This is a genomic window from Defluviimonas sp. D31, from assembly GCF_033436765.1.
In the GTDB taxonomy this organism is placed as follows: Bacteria; Pseudomonadota; Alphaproteobacteria; order Rhodobacterales; family Rhodobacteraceae; genus Albidovulum.
On sequence record NZ_JAWQFN010000022.1, the window covers coordinates 1 to 19,467 of the forward strand.

Here is a 19,467-nt window from a genome sequence, read left to right on the forward strand (position 1 = left end):
TTTCGGAGGATGCGAAGTCTGCAGATGTTCGCCGCCGTCCACGCCTCGGTCGTCAATCATTTCAGTGAGGAACGCCACCTCTATTCGCGACAAAACTTCAAGCTCAAGCGCGCCGCCGCTCTCGCCGAGTGGCGCGGCCTCGGCGCGTCATAAGGGACAGCGATCCTGCCCTTGTGGAGACGGGTTCGAATTGGTCTGACACCACCCCACGGCGCTTGAGCGCTTCGTTATAGGCTGGCCAGTTCGAAGTCTTGTAGATCGTGGGTGTCGCTCTGCTCATGCCACCCACATACCACGCTGGATTCACGACATGAATCCCTCTCGGGATTTATGCAGCACAGCCGGTCAAATGTCCGATGAGCGCCGCCGCTCCCTGACAAGAAGGTGCCCGCGATCACGACTCGCGCCGCGCCGCCCTGATCGCGTTCAGGACGGCGACGATCTCACGGTCTCTTTGCGCTGCCATGTCCTCGAAGTGCCGACCGGCCGCGATGGCGTTGCAGCCATCGACCATGCGGTCGCGCAACTCTTGCGTCAGCTCGGGCGCCTCGAGCCGCGTCCAGGGCCATTTCAGGGCCGGTCCGAACTGGTCGAGATTGGTGGCCATGCCACCCTCTCCGCAGGCGACGTGGAAGGCCATGCACTGGCCCTGCACGGCCATCCGAGGCGCGGGCCCGTTCATCAGGGCGTTGTCGATATCCTCGGGTGTCGCTTCGCCATTGGCGACCATGTGCAAGGCCTCGCGCCACAGTGCCTCTTGCAAACGCGTGGCTACGAAGCCGGGGATTTCCTTTTTCATGATCAGCGGCACCTTGCCGGCGGCCTTGTAAAAATCTGCAGCCCATTGCACGGCCGCCGGATCGGTCCGCTTGCCGCCGATGATCTCGACGAGCGGCAGAAGGTAGGGCGGGTTGAACGGATGGCCGATGACGGTGCGTTCGGGCGTCGGGCAATCCTTCTGGATGTCGGTCATCATCAAGCCCGAGGTCGACGAGGCGATGACGCAATCGCGTGGCGCGATCTCGCCCAGATGCTTGTAAAGCGCCTGTTTCAGTTCGAGCCGCTCGGGCGCGCTTTCCTGAATGAACTGAGCGTCCCGCAAGGCCGCGTCCAGATCGGTCGTGACGGTCAGCCGATCGCGCGAGGCACCAGGGGCCAAGCCAAGTGCCTTCAGGCTCATCCAGCCAGTGTCGATGACCGACATCAGCGCGGCGCGTTCACTTTCGGCATGGATATAGGCCGTCACGTCATATCCCCGCGCCAAGAAATGCGCGGCCCAGCCGCCACCGATGGGTCCCGCGCCGAGGGTGGTGACGCGGATGACGCTGGTAGGATCGGGATACATCTTATCGCCCCCTGAAAACCGGATCGCGCCGCTCAACGAAGGCCGCGACGCCTTCCTTGGCGTCTTCCGAGGTCAGCATCTTGCGATAGGTTGGCAAGTCGCCTTCGCGCATATGGGCGAAGGCGGCCTTAAGCGCTCGGCATTCGATGGCACGCTCGACCTCCTTGACGCTTTGCATGGCCAACGGGGCCGAGGCCGCGATCTGGTCAGCCCAGGCCCGCGCGGCGGCCATCAAATGGTCCTTCGGCACCACCTTGTTGACGAGGCCGTAGTGGGCAGCCTCCTGAGCGGTCATGCGACGCCCCAAAAGGAACATCTCCATCGAGATGTTATGCGGAATCCGGCGCGGCAGGCGTTGTAGCGCGCCAGCGTCGGGCACGATGCCCAAGGGCATCTCGGGCAGGCCGAATTCGACATGGTCGGCGGCGATGATCAGGTCGCAAGACAGCGCGATTTCAAAGCCACCACCGATTGCAAGGCCGTTAAGCGCGCAAATCACCGGCTTGTTCAGCCGCCAGTTCTCGGTCAACCCCGCAAAGCCGCCGTCGCCGTAGTCTTCCTCCCACCAGTTATCCAGCGCCATGTCCCCGGAGTTCAGCGCCTTGAGATCCCAGCCGGCGGAAAAAACCTTCTCGCCTGCTCCGGTCAGGATCGCGCACCACAGCTCGGGGTCGTCGCGCAGGTCGGCGAAGGCTTGCCCCATCTGCCGGCTCATCTCGATATCTATGGCGTTGACCTTGGGTTTGTTCAGCTTGACCTCTAGGACACGGCCGCGGCGGGTCGTTTCGACGAAAGACATGGGGATACCTCAGGAAAATGCCGGAATGACCTCGTTGCAGAACAACTCGAGCGAGCGTTTCTGTTCGGTCAGGCCAAGACCCAGGCTGGCGTAGTAGACGAATTCGTCGACGCCGAGGGCCTCGTATCTTTTCAATTTCGCGATCACCTCGTCGGGCGTGCCGAACATCAGATTTTCGTGCAGCATTCTCGGATCGTATTCGGCGCGGTTGCCGAGTTGGTCGAAGGGAATTTCCTTAGGGAAGCCGTCCTTCACGTCGCCGAGGTTTTTGAAGAGGTTCTCGAACTGCGAAAGCTGGCGTTGGGCGGCGCGTACGGGCACAATCCAGTCGTCCTTTTTGTCATAGAGCGCCGTGTGGCGCATCATCGCCATAGTCGGCCGCTTGGCGCCGGGGTTCGCCGCCATCGCGTCCTCAAGGCGCTGCATGTAGGCTTCGGCCTCATCCATGCCGCGGGTCAGCGGCCAGGACAGGATGTTGCAACCCTCGCGCACCGCGTAGTCATAGGTGATGGGGGCGCGGGCGGCGACCCAGACGGGCACTTCCTCCTGTACGGGCTTTGGAACCGCAGTCGACGTCGGGAAGGACCAGAACTCGCCGTTGTGCTCATAGTCGCCCTTCCACAGCTCGCGCACGCACGGCAGCATTTCCTGCATGAAGCGCCAGGCATCCTGCTGCTTAAGGCCGGGCGCCATGCGGTCGAATTCGCGCTGATAGGCGCCCGAGCCAATGCCGAATTCAAGCCGCCCGCCCGAAATTAGGTCGAGGAAACCGGCCTCGCCCGCCAGCTTGATCGGATGCCAGTAGGCCGCGACCGCAACGGCCGTGCCAAGGCGGATACGGTCGGTATGTTCGGCCCACCACGTGAGGATCGAGAAGGGATTGGGCGCGATCGTCATCTCGAGCGCGTGATGCTCGGCGGCCCAAACGATGTTGAACTCGCCCCGGTCGGCCATCTGCACCATATCCAGCGTGTGGCGCGCGATATCCTTCATGTCGAGACCGGCGTCCATCCGCTCCATGTTGATCGCCAATTGGAATTTCATCTTTCCCTCCCCGGATCTCTGCTTGGGCTCATGATGGCTGCTTCCTTGTGACGATCTTTCGGAAATTCGTCGCCCGACACGGTTTTTCGACGCGCAAACTTCAGCCCGGTTGTGCGGCCGGACAAGCGAACGGGCGCCGAGATCCCGGCCCCTTCCTTCGATCCCCCATGCGGGTCGATGTCAGCGCATGACGAAGGGGTTGGCCATCGGCGCGTCCGAGGTGTTCACCCAAACGGTCTTTGGCCGCGTATAGTCCCACATCGCCTGGAACCCGCTTTCGCGGCCATAGCCCGACCCCTTGACCCCGCCGAACTCGGCGATGGGCGAGACGACGCGGTAGGTGTTGATCCACACGATTCCGGCGCGGATCGCCTTGGCCATCCGCATCTGCCGTGCGCCATTTCGCGTGAAGATGCCGGCGGCAAGCCCGTGCTTGGTGTCGTTGGCAAGCCCGATCACCTCTTCTTCGGTGCGGAAGCGCTGCACGGCCAGCACCGGTCCGAACAATTCGGTATCGACAATACGCAGATCCTGCCGCGGGCATTCAAGAATCGTCGGTTCATAATAGTTGCCGGGCATTCCCGCCGGGCACTTGCCGCCGGTGACAAGGCGCGCGCCCTCGGTGACCGCGTGAGCGACCTCGCGCTCAATCGTGTCGAGTTGTCCCGTGGTGCAGAGCGGCCCCATCTGGGTTTCCTCGGCCAGAGGGTCGCCGATCAGGATCTTCTGGGCCAGCGCGGTCATCTTTTCGAGAAACTCGTCGGCAATGTCTTCGTGCAGGTAAAGCCGCGACCCGGCGACGCAGCTTTGCCCCGTGGCTCCGAAGATCCCGGCGATCGAGCCGTTGACCGCGCTTTCGATGTCGGCGTCCGCGAAGACGATGAAGGGCGACTTGCCGCCCAGTTCAAGCGAGACCTCTGCGAAGTTCTCGGCCGAGTTGTAAAGCACGTTCCGCGCGGCGCTGGGGCCGCCGGTGAAAGAGATGCGCGCGACCAACGGGTGCGAGGTCAGCGCCTTGCCGCACGGATCTCCGTGACCCGAGACGATATTGATGACGCCGGGCGGGAAACCTGCCTCGGCCACGAGTTCGCCGAATTCGAGCATCGCGGCCGAAGCGTGTTCGGAGGCCTTGAGCACCACGGTATTGCCCGCGGCCAGCGCCGGGCCGATCTTGACCGCGACAAGGAAGAGCTGCGAGTTCCAGGGCACCACCGCGGCGACGACACCCAAAGGCTCGCGCCGGGTGAAGACGAAAAGGTCGGGCTTGTCGATGGGCAGGGTTTCGCCCGCGATCTTGTCGGCGCAGCCCGCATAGAAATGGAAGAACTCGGCGATGTATTTCGCCTGCCAGCGGGTTTCCTTCAGCATCTTGCCGGTGTCGATCGATTCAGTCCGTCCAAGCTCTTCGGAGCGTTCGGCCAGGAGATCGCCCAGCTTGCGCAGGCGTTTGCCGCGCTGGGTGGGAAGCATCGAGGCCCAGGGGCCGGAGGTAAAGGCGCGGTCGGCCGCGCGTACGGCCCGGTCGACATCCGCGGCCGTCGCCTCGGGCACCCGCGACCAGACGTGCCCGGTCGCCGGGTTGACGCTGTCGAACATGCCGCCATCGGAGGCATCGACCCATTCGCCATCGATCAGCATCTTGTAGCGTTTCACGTCGACCATCGCGCTTCTCCTCCCCAGTCCGGTTACATCCATAGTGACCGAGCCGGTGCGGGTGGACTTCGAATTTTCGCCAAGGCATGGCGAAAATTGCGTACATTGGCCCGACGGCAGGTGGCACGGATTAGGAAAGGGAGGCACTGATGCCGGAAAAGCAGGTCATCGGCGAACCGATCGTGATCAACGGGCGCCGCCTTTCGCTCAGCCGGGCCATGCGCGCAGGGGACTTCGTGTATTTGACCGGGCAGGTGCCGATGAAAGACGGGGTGGTGATGACGTCGGGGACGGTCGAGGACCAGACGCGCGTGGTGCTCGACGAGATCACGGCGACTCTGGCCCTGGCCGGTTGCACCCGCGACGACGTGATCAAGGCCATGGTCTGGCTCGTGGACCGCGCCGATTTTCCGGGCTTCAACGCGGTCTATGGCGAGTATTTCCCGAACGAGCCGCCGACCCGTTCGGCCGTGGTCTCCGATCTGCTTGTCGACGTGAAGGTCGAGGTCGAAGTCATCGCCTACAAGCCCGTTGCGCGGCCATGAACGCGCCCGATGGCACCGTCTATGATCTCACCGGGCCAGAGGGCGCGCCGGTAGTGGTTCTGATCCACGGACTCGGGCTGAACCGGGCCTGCTGGCAATGGCTCGCGCCGGAACTGGCGGTACGGTACCGGGTTCTGGCCTATGATCTGCTTGGCCATGGCCAAAGCGCCGCCCCGCCGCCCGATCCGACTCTGAAAACGCTCTCGGACCAGATGACGGGGCTTCTCGATCACCTTGGCATCGCGCGTGTTGCGATTGTCGGCTTCTCGCTTGGCGGCATGATCGCGCGGCGCTTCGCCCAGGATCACCCGGAACGTGCCTTGGCGCTTGCCATCCTGCATTCCCCCCATCGCCGCACGCCCGAGGCGCAGGCGGCCATCGTTGCCCGCGTCGAGCAGGCCAAGGCCGAAGGCCCGCGGGCAACGGTCGAGGCGGCGTTGGTTCGCTGGTTCAGCGACGCCTATCGGACGGCGCATCCCGAAATGATGGCGCTGGTGCGCGGTTGGGTGCTGGCCAACGACCCCACGATCTACCCCTCGCTCTATCGCATCCTGGCCGAGGGAATCGATGAGATCGTCGCACCGAATCCGCCGGTCGACGTACCGGCGCTGGTGCTGACCGGGGACGAGGACTACGGCAACGGCCCGGAAATGACCGAGGCCATAGCCGCCGAGATCGAAGGCGCCGAGGTGCATGTCCTGCCGGGTCTGCGGCACATGGCCCTGGCCGAGGCGCCCGAGTCCGTGAACTGTCCAGTAATCGAGTTTCTCGATCTACATCTGGGGTTGCGCGCATGACTGGCATCCTGGAGGGCATCCGGGTTCTTGACCTGTCGCGCATGTTGTCGGGGCCCTATTGCACCATGCTCTTGGCCGATCACGGTGCCGAGGTGATCAAGATCGAAGACCGAACCGGCGATACCAGCCGACAGAACGGCCCGTTCCGCGACGACGACCCGAACCACGACTGGGCAGGGTATTTCGTCAGCCTGAACCGATCGAAGAAAAGCGTGCAGCTCGACCTGAAGACCGAGGCGGGAAAGACGGCGTTCCGCGCGCTCGCGGCCACCGCCGATGTCGTGGTGGAGAACTTCCGCCCAGGCGTAATGGAACGGCTGGGCCTGTCGTACGAAAGTCTGGCAGAGCTGAACCCACGCCTCGTCTATGCCGCGATCCGGGGGTTCGGTGATCCGCGATCGGGAACAAGCCCCTATCAGAACTGGCCGGCCTATGACGTGGTGGCGCAGGCGATGGGCGGGCTTGTCGCGCTGACCGGGCCGAATGCAGAGACGCCAACCAAGGTCGGCCCCGGCATCGGCGACGTCTTCGCCGGATCGCTGATGGCCTTCGCCATCCTCGCGGCACTGCGAGAGGCCGAGGCGACCGGACGCGGCCAGTTCGTCGATATCGCCATGTACGACGCGATGGTTTCGCTCTGCGAACGCGCGATCTATCAGCACGACTTCGACGGGACCGTGCCGGGCCCAGAGGGCAACGGCCACCCGCTGCTCGCTCCCTTCGGGATCTTCCCCGCCAAGGACGGGCACGTGGCGTTGGGGATCGTCGACGATGCGTTCTGGGTCAAGCTCGCCACCGCGATGGGCCGGGCAGAGCTTGGATCCGATCCACGCTATGTCACCCGTGCAGCCCGGCGTGCCAACTCGGCCGAAGTGAACGCCCTCGTGTCCGACTGGACCGGGGCGCGGACCAAGGCCGATCTTGCCGATAGTCTCGGCGGCCTAGTTCCTTTCGGGCCGGTGAACACAGTGGCGGACATCGCCGCCGATCCGCACGTGGCCGCGCGTGGCATGATCGCGAAAGTGGCCCATGCCGAGCCGGGCCTGAGGCCATGGCGGATCGCAGGCAATCCGGTCAAGTTCTCCGCCCATCCAGTGCCGGAATACCAGCCACCCGAGCGCATCGGACAGAGCAACGGGGAATTTATGGGGGCGGCAGCGCCTCCTGCCCTCGATGCTCGGGCGCTCCGCAACGCCTTCGGCGCCTTTGCGACGGGGGTCACGGTACTCACCACGCGGCAAGCCGACGGTGCGCCGCGTGGCTTTACCGCGAATTCCTTCACTTCGGTCTCGCTCGACCCACCGCTGCTGCTCGTCTGCCTTGCCAAGACGGCGCATAGCTGCGCGACTTTCATGGAGGCCGACCATTTCGCGGTGAACGTGCTCGCGGAGCATCAAAAGGCCGTCTCGGGCCTTTTCGCCGGCCGGACGCTCGACAAGTTCGACCAGTGCGCCTGGACGCCCGGCACGCAAGACGTGCCCCTGATCGACGGCGCGCTCTCGCAATTCGCGTGTGCGCGGGAAAGGCTGGTCGACGCCGGCGACCACATCGTGCTGATCGGTCGCGTCATCGACTTTGCCACATCCGACGGCGATCCCTTGGGCTATTTCCGGGGCAATTACTTCTCCATCGGGCTCGAAGACCGACTTGTCTCCGCGGTTGCGGCAACCGGCGCCACCCGGATTGGCGCGGTATTGAACAACGATGGCCGTCTGCTTCTGTGCGAAGGGCCGGACGGTGCCCTGTCCGTTCCGGTGGCCCGCGGCCCAAAGCCGAGCCTCGACACCCTCCGCGCCGGACTGGTGGCCGACGGCCTGAGCCCCGAGGTCGAGTTCCTCTATGCCGTCTACGAGGACCGCGAGACCGGCACCACCGGGATCTTCTATCATGGCCAGGTCAGCGGCGACGCGCCGAAGGGGATGGTCTACCTTCCGCTAGACACGCTGCCTTGGAATCGCGTCGCCAGCGTCGCCGAACGCTCGATGCTGGAACGCTATGCCGGGGAATTCCGCCACGGCTCTTTCGGCATTTATCAAGGCAATGAAATCACAGGGAAAGTCCGTCACGTGACGGCGAGTTAAGGGAGAAAGATGATGCTGCTGCCGGAACTCCGTAAGGTCGTGACCTTTGACGAGGATATCCATCAAGACGGCGGCCGCGTCGTCGAGCCGGTCCTGCGCATGATCGGGGTCGCCGCCGTGGTCAAGAACCCCTGGCACGGCAGAGGCTTCGTCGAGGATCTTTCCCTCGAGATCCGGCGCATGGCGCCGGTTCTTGGCAAGATGCTGACCGACCGGCTGGTCGCGTTGGCCGGGTCGGGCGAGGCGATCGAGGCCTATGGCAAGGCCGCGCTTTGCGGCACCGATTGCGAACTCGAACACGGCTCGGCGCTTATCCACACCCTGCACTACGGGAACTTCTACCGCGAGGCCGTAGGCGCCAAGACCTATCTCGGCTTTACCAACACGCGTGGCCCTGCGAATACGCAGATACAGGTGCCGCTGATGGACAAGCACGACAGCGGGCGGCGGTCTCATTACCTGACGGTGCAATTCTCCATCCCCGACGCACCGGGACACGATGAACTCGTCGTCGCGCTCGGCGCCGCCACGCGCGGGCGGCCGCACCACCGGATCGGTGACCGTTATTCGGATCTGGCCGATCTGGGCCGCGACATCGAGAACCCTGCCGACGTCTAGGTGGTCCGAGCTTGCGGGGGGCGCGACCTCAGCGTGCCGCCAGAACGTTTTCGAGACCTCGGACGACACCGGCCATATAGCCGTCATCGTAGCCGGAGTCGTTTTCGAGAACGCTGAGAAAGGCCGCGACGCGACCGGTTTTCATGTCCACCATTAGGAACTGGCCGCCATACCCCGCGTGCCCGACCCATCGGCCGTTCGTCATCAGCTGGTTCGAGTACCGGACCCAGCCGCGCGTGGGGCTGAGAACCGGCGCCAATCTTTGAAGCGAACCCTCCAGGAAGCCCGAATTGCCGACATCGGCGCCCACCACCGCCCGGCCTCGGCGGGCAAGCAGCAGGCCAAAGCGTGCGAGGTCGCGCGCCGAAAGGCAGGCACCGCCTGACAGCGCCGGCAGCAGGTCGGGGCTGAGCGAGATGTGGAACCCGCCCTCGTAGCCCGCCGCGTCCACGATGGCCTGCACTCGCTCCAGTGGATGCCCCCCACCGACCGCCGCAGCGATGAGCGTGAGGACATCGGTATTGGCCGATTTGTAAAGCGCATAGCCCGTGCGGTTTACAGGGTCACGGCCCGTCAGCCCGGCGGCAAAGTCCCGCATCGTCAGCTCAGCCCGGTCGTCCGGCGGCAGCCTCCAACCCAGCGCCTCCTCCTCGGCATAGCAGCCTGAATGCGGATCGTCGTAGTCCTCCGTGAAGTCGTTATCCACGTTCATATCGAGGACATCCTGAACGGACGCAGTCGCAAAGGCCGTGCCGATCCAGGGCAGATACCGTGCGACCGGCAGGTTCGGATCGACCCGACCGGACGCAATGAGTTCACCAAGGATCAGATGGGCGTGGAGCTTGGTCACCGACTGGATCGAGTGCGGCCGGTCGGGACCGAAATCACTGGCATGAGAGGAGTGCAGCACGCGGTCGCCGTCTGCCACCACGAGTGCCGAGAAGGCTGGATTGCGGGTTATGCCTGAGGCGTCGACGGCTGCGGTCACACGGGAATCGGGGACGTCCCGGAGGACGAGGGTGTGCCGCGCTCGGATCATCAGCATGCGCCGCCAGCGGGCATGGCCATTGTGAAAGCCCTCGCGGCGGCGTTCCGGCTGGTTCCAGCCCTGCTTGTTGCCCTTGCCGACCGTGAGGTCGGGGTTGGGAACACTGGGCGGCCGCGTCACCTCGCGGCCCATTCGTGGATCAGCACGTCGACGGCGACGCCGCCCGCCTCGTGCACGAAGAAGGGGTTGATCTCCACCTCGGCCAATTCGTCGGCGCACGCGGCGATCGCCTCGGCGAATGCAGCGATCTGGGCGGCCAGCGCGGCGATGTCGGCGGCCTTTACACCCCGATAGCCGCCGAGAAGATGCGCCACTTTCAGGCCCTGCAACGCAGCTTCTATCTCGTGCGCGGCCGCAGGCAGCAGCAGGGTCGCGCTGTCGCCGACAAGCTCGGCCAGAACTCCCCCAGAGCCCAGCGTCAGCGCCAATCCGAACTGCGGATCGGCGCGCACCGAAAGGATCAGTTCGGCGATGGGTTTCGCCGCCATCTCCTCCACGAGGAAGCGATCGGTCAGTGCTGTTGGGTCGTGGCGGGCGACGGCCGCGCGCATGTCGGCGACGGCCCGGTCGACACTTTTGGCGTCACCCAGCCCCACGGCGACCGCACCGGCCTCGGACTTGTGCGCAAGCCTTGGCCCCATCATCTTCAAGACAACCGGAAATCCGACCTCGACCGCAGCGGTGGCGGCCTCGTCGCCGGTGACGGTGCGCCCATCGGGCACCGGCAGCCCGAGGGCATGCAGCCGCGCCTTGCCCTCCGCCTCCTCCACCATCCGCACTGCGCCGTGCGGCTTGGCCGGCAGCAGCAAGGCCGGCCGCCCCTCGGCGAGCTTCGTGCGCAGCGCTAACCATTTGGCAGCGGCCGCCATCGCGTTCAGCGTCTCGTCGATGCCCTGCATCGGAGCCACACCTTGCGCGATCAACACTTCGCGTGTTTCGGCATCGAGGTTTTCCGGCAGGGTTGCACAGATCGCGGCGGGGATACCATGGCTCCGCGCGGCTTCGGTAAAAGCCACCGCGTCGTTCAGGTAATAGACCTTCGATTCATCAAGCCCCGCCGCCGGATAATCCTGCACGAGCACCGCCGCATCGGCCTTCGCAAGGGCCATGGCGCGGTCGAAGACCGGGCCGGTAACGTCGGGCTGACCCCAGATGGGGGTGGTGTAGTCCAGCGGGTTCGATACCGTCGCGATGGGGGGCAACATCCCGGCAAGCTCGGCCTTCGCCACCTCGTCAAAGGCGGGGAAGTCGAGTCCGATGATCTCGGCATGATCGGCGAGCATGGTCGCCCCGCCACCCGAACAGGTGAAACCCGCGACTCGCGTGCCCTTTGGCGGACCCGCGACGCAGAGGAATTTCAGGGTTTCCAAAAGCTCGGAAGGGTTCTTGACCCGGATGACCCCGCAACGGTCGAAAAGCGCATTGTGCAGGTCATCGGCGCCAGAAAGCGAACCCGTGTGGCTGACGGTCAGGCGCGCGCCAATCTGGGACGATCCGGTCTTGAGCGCGACCACCGGCACACCCCGGTCCAGCGCCTTCCGGCAGGCGGATTCGAAGCTGCGCACATCTCGCAGGCCCTCGATGTGAACGCCTATTGCGCGCACTGCGGGATGGTCGGCAAGGTGGTCGATGAAGTCCTCGATGGTAAGGACCGACTGATTGCCACCCGAGATCATGTGCGTTAGCGGCAGCGACCGCTGGGCCATGGTGATGTCGGATGAAAGCATCCCCGACTGGGTGATGATCGCCGCGCCCCAGCCCGGACAGGTGCCGCCGTGGGCGAAGGGCCAGAGCGCGGCGCCATCGAGATAGTTGATCATGCCATAGCAGTTGGGTCCGATGAGGGCCATGTCGCCGGTGGCCTCGATCAGACGGCGTTCCAGCTCTGCGCCCCCGGCGCCGGCTTCGCGGAATCCGGCGGTGTAGCAAACGACCCCGCCGGCCCCCATCCGGGACAGTTCGCCCACGGATTCGACAGCGGCCGGCGCGGGAACGGCGAGAAAGACGGCATCGGGTACTTCTGGCAACGTGGCGATGCTGCGGAAACAGGGATACCCACCAAGCGCGTCGCGCTTGGGATTGACCGCCCAGATTTCGCCAAGAAAGCCGCGCCGTTCGGCCTCCTTGATCGCGACCTCGGCGTCGCGCCCGCCAACGAAGGCGATGTGCCGCGGCGACAGAAGCCTGGTCAGATTGGCGCGGCGTTCCGGCGTCATGCTCCAAGCGGCCTCAAGATCGAACGGGTGATGATATGGCGCTGAATCTCGGAGGTACCGTCCCAGATGCGTTCGATCCGGGCATCGCGCCACAAGCGCTGGACCGGCAATTCCTCCATCAAACCCATGCCGCCGTAGATCTGAACGGTGTCGTCGGCGACCCGGTTCAGCATTTCCGAGCAGTATACCTTCACCATCGCGGCGTCTTCGTCGCGCATGATGCCCTGATCGGCGCGGCGCACCGTATCGGCGACCAGAAGGTCGCCTGTCCGAAGCCCGATCGCCATGTCGGCTAGGCGGAAGCCGGTGGCCTGAAATTGGCCGATCGGCTGGCCGAACTGCTTGCGGCCGGCGCACCATTCGGTCGCCAGTTCGATCAGCCGTTCCGCCTTGCCACAGCAGGTCGCGCCGATCCAGACTCGGCCCATGCCAAGCCACTTGCCCGCCAGTTCGAAACCCTTGCCTTCCTCGCCCAGCACTTGTCCGGGACCAAGGCGGACTTTGTCGAAGATCAGCTCATAGGTCTTGTAGCCGCGGTTCGAGACGCATTTGGTGCCCTCGCGGAAGGTCACGCCCGGCATATCTCGGTCGACGAGGAAGGCGGTGATACGCTTCCTCGGGCCGCGCTTCGTCTCATCCATCCCGGTAACGGCAAAGACGATGGCGAAATCGGCTATGGTCGGCGCCGAGATGAAATGCTTCATACCGTCGAGGATCCAATCGTCGCCGTCCTTTCGCGCCCGGCTTTGCATTCCCATCGCATCCGACCCCGCGCCCGGCTCGGTGAGGCCGAAAAGTTCTCGCTTTTCACCGGAGACGCAAGGCATGAGATAGGTGTCGATCTGATCGCCCTCGCAGGCCAGCAAAAGCTCGGTCGGCCGCGCGATCCAGGAGTGCAGCGCATGGCTGGTGCGTCCGAATTCCCGCTCGATGATGGACATCTGGGTATAGTTCAGGCCACCCCCGCCGACGCGTTCGGGCAGGTTGGCTGCGAACAATCCCAATTCCTTCGATCTCGCCTCGATCTCGCGCCCGATCTCTTCGGGCACTTCGCCGAGCCGATCGACCAGATCTTCGTGCGGGATCACTTCCTTGTCGAAGAAGGCACGGACTGAGGCGCGCATAAGTTCGTCCTCGTGCGAGAGGGTGACGGTCATCAGGTCTCTCCGGAAGCGGTATTGCGACTTCGGCGCGCGTTCAGCGCCTGAATGATGAAGAAAACGAGCGTGATGGCGATCAGCACGACGGCGGCGGCGGCAACCGTTGGGTCGGTGTTCTCGCGGATACCGTTCCACATGCGGCGCGGCAGAGTATAGACGGCGAACTTCGAAAGGAAGAGCGTCACCACGATTTCGTCCCAGGACGCAATGAAGGCGAAGATCGCCCCCGCAAGAACGCCCGGCCGGATCGAGGGCAGGATCACCCGCCGCATCGTCGTCCAGTTCGAGGCACCAAGGTTGCGCGAGGCTTGCTCGAGCCGCGGATCAAACCCGGCGAGCGAGGCCGAGACCGTGATCAGGACCAGCGGTGCGGCGAGAACCGTGTGGGCCAGAATGAGCCCGGCGTAGGTGTCGATGAGACCCAGCGGCACCATCAGCCGGTAGAATGCCATTGCCGAGATGATCGGCGGCACGACGAGCGGGAGAAGGAGGAAAGCGCGCACCACCTCGCCCCGTTTCGATGCCACCCGCCACAGGCCAATGGCGCAGAGCGTGCCGAGCGCGGTGGCGAACGCTGCGGCGGTAAGGCCGATCACGGTGCTTTGCCAAAAGCTCGATATCCACTCCTCGGAGGTAAATAGCTTCTGGAAATGCTGCAGGGAATACTCACCCTTCGGCATCGACAGGAAGCGTTTGGGTGTCAGTGAAACCGGAATGGCAATCAGCGCCGGCGCGACAAGGAACAGCAGAAGCACCCAGGCCCAGTAGCGGTTCAGCGTCGAGGACAGGCTTTTCTTCATGCCTTTGCTCCCCCGAAGACGGCTGAAAGCTTCATGAAGCGCGACATGACGAACAGAAGGGCGAGAACACCGAAGAGCATCAGTGCCGCCAGCATCGCTGCGGTACCCCAGCGAAGCGTCACGAGGATTTGGACAGAGATGTATTCAGCCACCATCAGCACCTTGCCGCCGCCCAGGATCGCCGGCGTAACGTAAAAACCGAGCGACAGGATGAAGACCAGAAGCGCTGCTGCGACGAGGCCGGGTTTCGTCAGGGGCAGGTATACGCGCCAGAAAGTCTGGGGGCCGGTCGCGCCCAAGCTGCGCGACGCTGACAGCACCCGCGTGTCGATGTTCTGCATCGAGGCGAGAAGCGGCAGGACGGCATAGGGGATCATGTAATGCACCATGCCGATCAGCACGCCGAGCTCGTTGCGCATAAACTCTATGGGCTGCGTGATGATGCCGATATTCACCAGCGACTCGTTTACCAGCCCCTTGCGGCCCAGCAGCATCAGCCAACTGAACGTCCTTACCAGAACCGAGATCCAGAAAGAGACGAGGAGAAGGCTCAGCATCCTGTTACGGCTGCCTTGCGCCACGTGAACCATGGCGTAGGCAATAGAGTAGCCGAAGACGACCGAGAACACGGTGGTGATCACGCAAATTCGGATGGTCGTCCACAGGATGCCGGCAAGGTTGTCCGAGGTGACGAGTGCGGCGTAATTTCCCAGACCAGGCTCCGGGTCGGTCACGCTTAGCCACAGGATGTTGATGATCGGGCCGATGAAAAGCGCCAGGACCAGTGCCAGGAACGGCAGGACCAGAAGCCAGCCGGTGCCAATGCGTCTGAGTTTGGAGCCGTTCATCCTGGGCGTCCCGTTGCGAAGGGGAAAGGGACGGGGCCCGAAGGCCCACGCCAGTTGTCAGGCCCGGCGGCACGGGAGCGGCACCGCCGGGGTCGAGGTCAGGAGATCGCTTCGAGGAAGGCGTTGACGGCGTCGCCGCCGTTCTCGCCCCACCAAGTCGGATCGTTGTAGACGATGTTGTCGATGTTCATCGCCGAGGTGATCGCATAGGGCTGCTGGTCCTCGGGGATCTGGGCGAAGGCCTCGGGGTTCGACGGCGTCATGCCGAGGCAGTCAAGCAGAGTTAGCTGCGCAGGCACCTGCTGTGCCGTAGCGATGAACTTCATCACCCCGTCACGCCCAGCCGGGTTGCCCTTCGGCACGATATAGGCGCCGGGCATGGCGAGGGCCTCGTTCATCACCAGCTTGTAGCGGCCTTCGGTGTCGTTCTCGATGTTGCGGCCGCGGTTCTGCCAGACCATGCCCATCGAGACCTCGCCGTTCACGACCATCGAATGCGCCTCGGAGCCCGAGCCCCAGTAGAGGCTGTCATCCTTGATCGATTTGATCTTGGCCAGCGCCCGATCCATGTCGAGGGGGTATAGTGCGTCCTTCGCCACGCCGTCGGCCAGCAGCGCGCCTTCCAGCGCTCCGTTGGCCCACTTGTAGAGCGACCGTTTGCCCGGGAATTTCGCAGTATCGAAGAAGTCGGCCCAGGAATTCGGCGGGTTGTCGCCGTAAGCCTCGGTATCGTAGACGAAGGCATAGCCGTACAGGATGATAGAAACACCGTATTCCAACGCATATTGCGGCAGGGTCCGGTCCTTCGAGACGATCGCGTAGTCAATGGCTTCCAAATGCCCCGAGGGGCCAAGCGCCACGGCGTCGAAGAGGTCGGCGTCGCAGACGTCCGCCGTCACGTTGCCGCTGTCGACCATTTCCTTGATCTTGCCCTGAAGCGGGCCGGAAGTGTCGAATTTCAGCGGCATCCCGGTTTCGGCGGTGAAGGGATCGCCAATAGCCTTGCCATGGCATTCCTCGGACTGGCCGCCCCAGTTCCACATGACGATTTCGTTCGCCGCCGCCTCGGCATCACCGGCGATCACGGCCTGCGTGGCGATGCCCGCCATGCCGCACAGGACCAGGAAACTGCGCCGGTCCATCCGGCCTTCCTTGAACGCCTTCGCACCTTCCAGGACGGTTTCGCGCATAAATTGCTTGTCGTGCATTCCAGGTCTCCTCCATGTTGGCCGGGCTTGCCGCCCGGTTCGTTCGCGGGGTCTGTTTGTCCCACCCCGCTATGGGTCGTCAGTCACTTTCGAGCCGCACCGCCGCCGCGTCGGACCAGCTCAGGTCGACCTCGGCGCCTTCGGCCATCGGCGCGCCGCCGCGCCAGGCGTCGACGTCCACTTCGATCTCGTCCATGCCCGGCACGGTCACGTCGTATTTCAGGATCGAACCGAAGTAGGTCATGGCACGGACTGTTCCACTGAACACGTTCGGCCCCTTGCCCTGGCCCCTCGGCACGATGTCGATCTTTTCGGGGCGGAGCGCGTAGAGCGCGCCGTCCTTCGTGAGAAAGTTCGACTTGCCGAGAAAGCTCGCAGCGAAGGCGGTGCGCGGCATCTTATAGAGTTCTTGCGGCGTGCCGACCTGCTCGATGCGACCCTTCTGCATGATCACGATGCGGTCGGACATCGACAGCGCCTCTTCTTGATCGTGTGTCACGTAGATGAAGGTCGTGCCGATGCGCCGGTGTATGTCCTTGAGCTGATCCTGCACTTCGACGCGAAGCTTCTTGTCCAGGGCGCCGAGCGGCTCGTCGAGAAGCAGCACCGGCGGCGCAAAGCACAGCGCACGCGCCAGCGCGACGCGCTGCTGCTGGCCGCCCGATAACTGCCCCGGCAATCGGTGGCCAAATTCCTGCAGCTGAACAAGCTCCAGCATCTCGTCGATGCGTCTGTCAATCTCGGCCCTGGGGCGTTTGCGAACGTCTAGCGGATAGGCGATGTTCTGGCGCACGGTCATATGCGGAAACAGCGCGTAGCCCTGAAACACCATCCCGAAGTTGCGTTTCTCGGGCGGCGTGCCGGCGATCGATGTCCCGTCGAGCAGAATGTCGCCCTCGCTTATGTCCAAGAACCCCGCGATCATCATCAGGAGCGTGGTCTTGCCCGAGCCGGACGGTCCGAGCAGCGTCAGGAACTCGCCGCGCCGGATTTCGAGATCGATGTTCTCGGCGGCAGTGAACGCGCCGAAGCGCTTGGTCAGCGCCTGAAGCTTCAGCCCCCCTGAAGCGGCGACCTCGCTCATGCTGGCTCCGCGCCGCGAAGGTTTAGCTTGTTGCGCGCCTCCTGCGGCGTCAGCACGCGCGCGCCCATCGCCTCGACAATTGTCCGGGCGCGTTCGACAAGCTGGGCATTGGTGGCGAGTACGCCCCGCGAAAGGTAGATGTTGTCTTCGAGACCCACGCGGACATTGCCGCCGAGCGAGACGGCGGCAGCAACCATCGGCATCTGCATACGGCTGATGCCGAAGCTTGCCCAGCTCGCGCCAGCCGGCAGCTGCGCTTTCATCGCGGCCATCGTCTCGACCGTCTGGTCGGCGCCCCAAGGGATACCGAGGCAGAGCTGGAACATGGGCGGGGCGGCGATCAGGCCCTCGTCCACCATTGCCTTCGCAAAGCGTATATGACCGAGGTCGAAGACCTCGAGCTCGGGCTTGACGCCCCACTCCTTGGTCAGCGCTGCCATGCGCCTGAGGATCGGGGGCGTCGAGATGTAGATCGTGTCGTCATTGCCGAAGTTCAGCGTACCGCAGTCGAGCGAGCAGATCTCCGGCAGGCAATCCTTCACGTGGGTCAGCCGCTCGTCGGGGCCAATCATGTCGGTTCCGGGGCCGGGCATGGCCCAATCTTCCTTCGAGGGCACCCAATCGCCGCCCATCCCAGCGGTGAGATTGATGATGACGTCGGTACCGCTGTCGCGCACCCGGTCCACAACCTCACGAAATAGCTTCGGATCGCGCGACCCCTTGCCGGTTTCGGGGTCGCGAACATGGATATGGGCGCAGGAAGCACCCGCCTTTGCGGCCTCGATCGCCTCGCGCGCGATCGCTTCGGGTGTCACGGGTACATGCTGGCTGATATGGGTCGTCGCCCCGGCGCCGGTCACAGCACAGGTCAGCACCACCTCGAAATTCATGCGCGTCTCCTCCCCGTTTTCTTCATCTTGAGACGCGGAGGGCTATTTCCTGTCAGTTTTTCGACTGATATGCTGCACGCATGTCGAAAATACGCACCTCCGATCCTAACACCCCACCCGCCCTCACTCAGCCTGTGAGGATCGTTACCCGGGTGGCATTTCTGGTCGTGCCGCGTTTCAACATGACCACGATGATGACCATGATCGAGGTGATGCGGATCGCCAACTATCTGTCACCATCGCCCCTCTATCAGTGGGAGGTGCTTTCCTTCGATGGCGAGGAGATCACGGCGTCGAACGGTTTCACCGTGCGTGCACAGAAACCCGACGAGCACGTACACCGAAACGAGACGATCTTCGTGCTGGGTTCGTGGAACGCCGAAACCTACCGGAACCCCCAGACCTTGGCCTGGATCCGGCGTCAGGCACGGGGCGGACAGCGCATCTGTTCGGTGGAACTCGGCTGCTACCTTGTGGCGCGTGCCGGGCTGCTGGCGGGAAAACGCGCGACAACGCACTGGTCGTGGATTTCAGGCTTCGGAGAGCAGTTTGACGAAATCACCGTAACGGAGCAACTCTTCACCATCGATGGCCAGATGATGACCTGTTCGGGTGGCCTTGCCGGCGTGGATCTTATGCTTCGGCTCGTGGGCGACGCGCATGGAGAGCGGCTGGCCGGCGAGATCGCTGACCAGATGCTCTACCACCCGATCCGTCCCGGAACGGCGCCACAACGACGAACCATGGGGCGGGGCATGGAAAGCCTTGTTCCAATGGTGCGCGAGGCGATCAACCTGATCGAAAAGAACATAGCGGAACCGATGTCAGTGCCCGCAATTGCTGAAGATCTCGGAGTGTCGCAGCGTCAACTGGAGCGGCAGTTCAAGGCGAACATCGGCTGCACTGTGGTGCAGTTCGGCCTTCTCCTGCGCTTGCAACACGCCCGCGTCCTGTTGATCGCGACGGAACTTTCGGTGCGCGAGATCGCCACGGCCTCGGGCTTCAACACGCTGTCGCATTTTGCGTATTCCTTCGGCAAATGCTTTGGTCGCAGACCCTCGGACTACCGCCAAGCCTGGCCCGAGCAGGACGCAACGCCGAGCTGGCCCGGAACCTTGTCGAAATTCCTGGAGGCGCTAGAAAATCGCGGCAATGGCACTGTCAGAGCAACTGAACTTGAGGGAGGACAGAGGGCGACTAGCTTCCGGCCATGACCCATCGCTCGCCCTTTCGCTACTTCAAGACTTCGCCTGAGATCATCCGCCTGGCGGTGATGATGTACGTGCGCTTCCCGCTCTCGCTCCGTAACGTCGAGGACCTGCTGCACGAGC

Annotated in this window: 17 protein-coding genes and 2 pseudogenes; 6 read left to right on the forward strand and 13 right to left on the reverse strand. The window is 63.8% G+C overall.

Annotated features, from left to right (window positions below; translation table 11 throughout):
* Positions 1-181: 181 nt before the first annotated feature.
* The 5 genes and pseudogenes from R5H32_RS19580 to R5H32_RS19600 form a co-directional block, all read right to left on the reverse strand.
* Positions 182-280 (reverse strand): annotated as a pseudogene (locus R5H32_RS19580) (IS5/IS1182 family transposase); the annotation flags it as partial.
* Positions 281-394: 114 nt separating this feature from the next.
* Positions 395-1,345, reverse strand: a complete 951-nt coding sequence (locus R5H32_RS19585; RefSeq protein WP_318340354.1) for a 3-hydroxyacyl-CoA dehydrogenase NAD-binding domain-containing protein — start codon at positions 1,343-1,345, stop codon at positions 395-397.
* 1 nt (position 1,346) lies between these two features.
* Positions 1,347-2,144, reverse strand: coding sequence for an enoyl-CoA hydratase-related protein (locus R5H32_RS19590; RefSeq protein ID WP_318340355.1), 798 nt, complete (start codon positions 2,142-2,144; stop codon positions 1,347-1,349).
* Between the two features lie 9 nt (positions 2,145-2,153).
* A complete protein-coding gene (locus R5H32_RS19595) occupies positions 2,154-3,188 on the reverse strand; it encodes an LLM class flavin-dependent oxidoreductase (protein ID WP_318340356.1) in 1,035 nt (344 codons plus the stop codon).
* A 180-nt stretch (positions 3,189-3,368) separates the two neighbouring features.
* Positions 3,369-4,850, reverse strand: coding sequence for an aldehyde dehydrogenase (locus R5H32_RS19600; RefSeq protein WP_318340357.1), 1,482 nt, complete (start codon positions 4,848-4,850; stop codon positions 3,369-3,371).
* 140 nt (positions 4,851-4,990) lie between these two features.
* On the opposite strand from R5H32_RS19600, the gene R5H32_RS19605 reads away from it, so the two are divergent.
* The 4 genes from R5H32_RS19605 to R5H32_RS19620 are packed head-to-tail and all read left to right on the forward strand — an operon-like array spanning position 4,991 to position 8,882.
* Complete coding sequence (locus R5H32_RS19605; RefSeq protein WP_318340358.1) at positions 4,991-5,386, forward strand: RidA family protein; 396 nt, start codon at positions 4,991-4,993, stop codon at positions 5,384-5,386.
* Positions 5,383-6,183, forward strand: a complete 801-nt coding sequence (locus R5H32_RS19610; RefSeq protein ID WP_318340359.1) for an alpha/beta fold hydrolase — start codon at positions 5,383-5,385, stop codon at positions 6,181-6,183. The genes R5H32_RS19605 and R5H32_RS19610 overlap by 4 nt, the downstream gene beginning before the upstream one ends.
* Positions 6,180-8,264: a CoA transferase gene (locus R5H32_RS19615; RefSeq protein WP_318340360.1), complete on the forward strand. Its 2,085-nt coding sequence runs from the start codon at positions 6,180-6,182 to the stop codon at positions 8,262-8,264. The genes R5H32_RS19610 and R5H32_RS19615 overlap by 4 nt, the downstream gene beginning before the upstream one ends.
* 15 nt (positions 8,265-8,279) lie before the next feature.
* The gene (locus R5H32_RS19620) at positions 8,280-8,882 is read left to right on the forward strand and encodes an amino acid synthesis family protein (RefSeq protein ID WP_318340370.1); all 603 of its coding nucleotides are present in this window, start codon (positions 8,280-8,282) and stop codon (positions 8,880-8,882) included.
* A gap of 28 nt (positions 8,883-8,910) precedes the next feature.
* Here the strand turns inward: R5H32_RS19620 and R5H32_RS19625 are convergent, their stop codons facing one another.
* The 8 genes from R5H32_RS19625 to R5H32_RS19660 form a co-directional block, all read right to left on the reverse strand.
* Positions 8,911-10,062: a serine hydrolase gene (locus R5H32_RS19625; protein ID WP_318340361.1), complete on the reverse strand. Its 1,152-nt coding sequence runs from the start codon at positions 10,060-10,062 to the stop codon at positions 8,911-8,913.
* Entirely contained in the window at positions 10,047-12,146 is a 2,100-nt protein-coding gene (locus R5H32_RS19630; RefSeq protein ID WP_318340362.1) for an acetate--CoA ligase family protein, read from the reverse strand. The genes R5H32_RS19625 and R5H32_RS19630 overlap by 16 nt, the downstream gene beginning before the upstream one ends.
* Positions 12,143-13,303 carry an acyl-CoA dehydrogenase family protein gene (locus R5H32_RS19635; RefSeq protein WP_318340363.1) on the reverse strand — a complete coding sequence of 387 codons (1,161 nt, stop codon included), beginning with the start codon at positions 13,301-13,303 and terminating at the stop codon, positions 12,143-12,145. The genes R5H32_RS19630 and R5H32_RS19635 overlap by 4 nt, the downstream gene beginning before the upstream one ends.
* On the reverse strand, positions 13,303-14,106 hold the full coding sequence (locus R5H32_RS19640; protein WP_318340364.1) for an ABC transporter permease: 804 nt from the start codon (positions 14,104-14,106) through the stop codon (positions 13,303-13,305). The genes R5H32_RS19635 and R5H32_RS19640 overlap by 1 nt, the downstream gene beginning before the upstream one ends.
* The gene (locus tag R5H32_RS19645; protein WP_318340365.1) at positions 14,103-14,954 is read right to left on the reverse strand and encodes an ABC transporter permease; all 852 of its coding nucleotides are present in this window, start codon (positions 14,952-14,954) and stop codon (positions 14,103-14,105) included. Before R5H32_RS19645 ends, R5H32_RS19640 begins: the two co-directional genes overlap by 4 nt.
* Before the next feature lie 98 nt (positions 14,955-15,052).
* On the reverse strand, positions 15,053-16,162 hold the full coding sequence (locus R5H32_RS19650; RefSeq protein WP_318340366.1) for an extracellular solute-binding protein: 1,110 nt from the start codon (positions 16,160-16,162) through the stop codon (positions 15,053-15,055).
* Between the two features lie 79 nt (positions 16,163-16,241).
* Complete coding sequence (locus tag R5H32_RS19655; RefSeq protein WP_318340367.1) at positions 16,242-17,246, reverse strand: ABC transporter ATP-binding protein; 1,005 nt, start codon at positions 17,244-17,246, stop codon at positions 16,242-16,244.
* The gene (locus tag R5H32_RS19660; protein ID WP_318340368.1) at positions 17,243-18,136 is read right to left on the reverse strand and encodes a 3-keto-5-aminohexanoate cleavage protein; all 894 of its coding nucleotides are present in this window, start codon (positions 18,134-18,136) and stop codon (positions 17,243-17,245) included. Before R5H32_RS19660 ends, R5H32_RS19655 begins: the two co-directional genes overlap by 4 nt.
* A gap of 152 nt (positions 18,137-18,288) precedes the next feature.
* On the opposite strand from R5H32_RS19660, the gene R5H32_RS19665 reads away from it, so the two are divergent.
* Both R5H32_RS19665 and R5H32_RS19670 read left to right on the forward strand, forming a co-directional pair.
* Complete coding sequence (locus tag R5H32_RS19665; RefSeq protein WP_318340369.1) at positions 18,289-19,350, forward strand: GlxA family transcriptional regulator; 1,062 nt, start codon at positions 18,289-18,291, stop codon at positions 19,348-19,350.
* Positions 19,347-19,467: pseudogene (locus R5H32_RS19670) on the forward strand (IS6 family transposase); the annotation flags it as partial. The gene R5H32_RS19665 and the pseudogene R5H32_RS19670, both read left to right, overlap by 4 nt.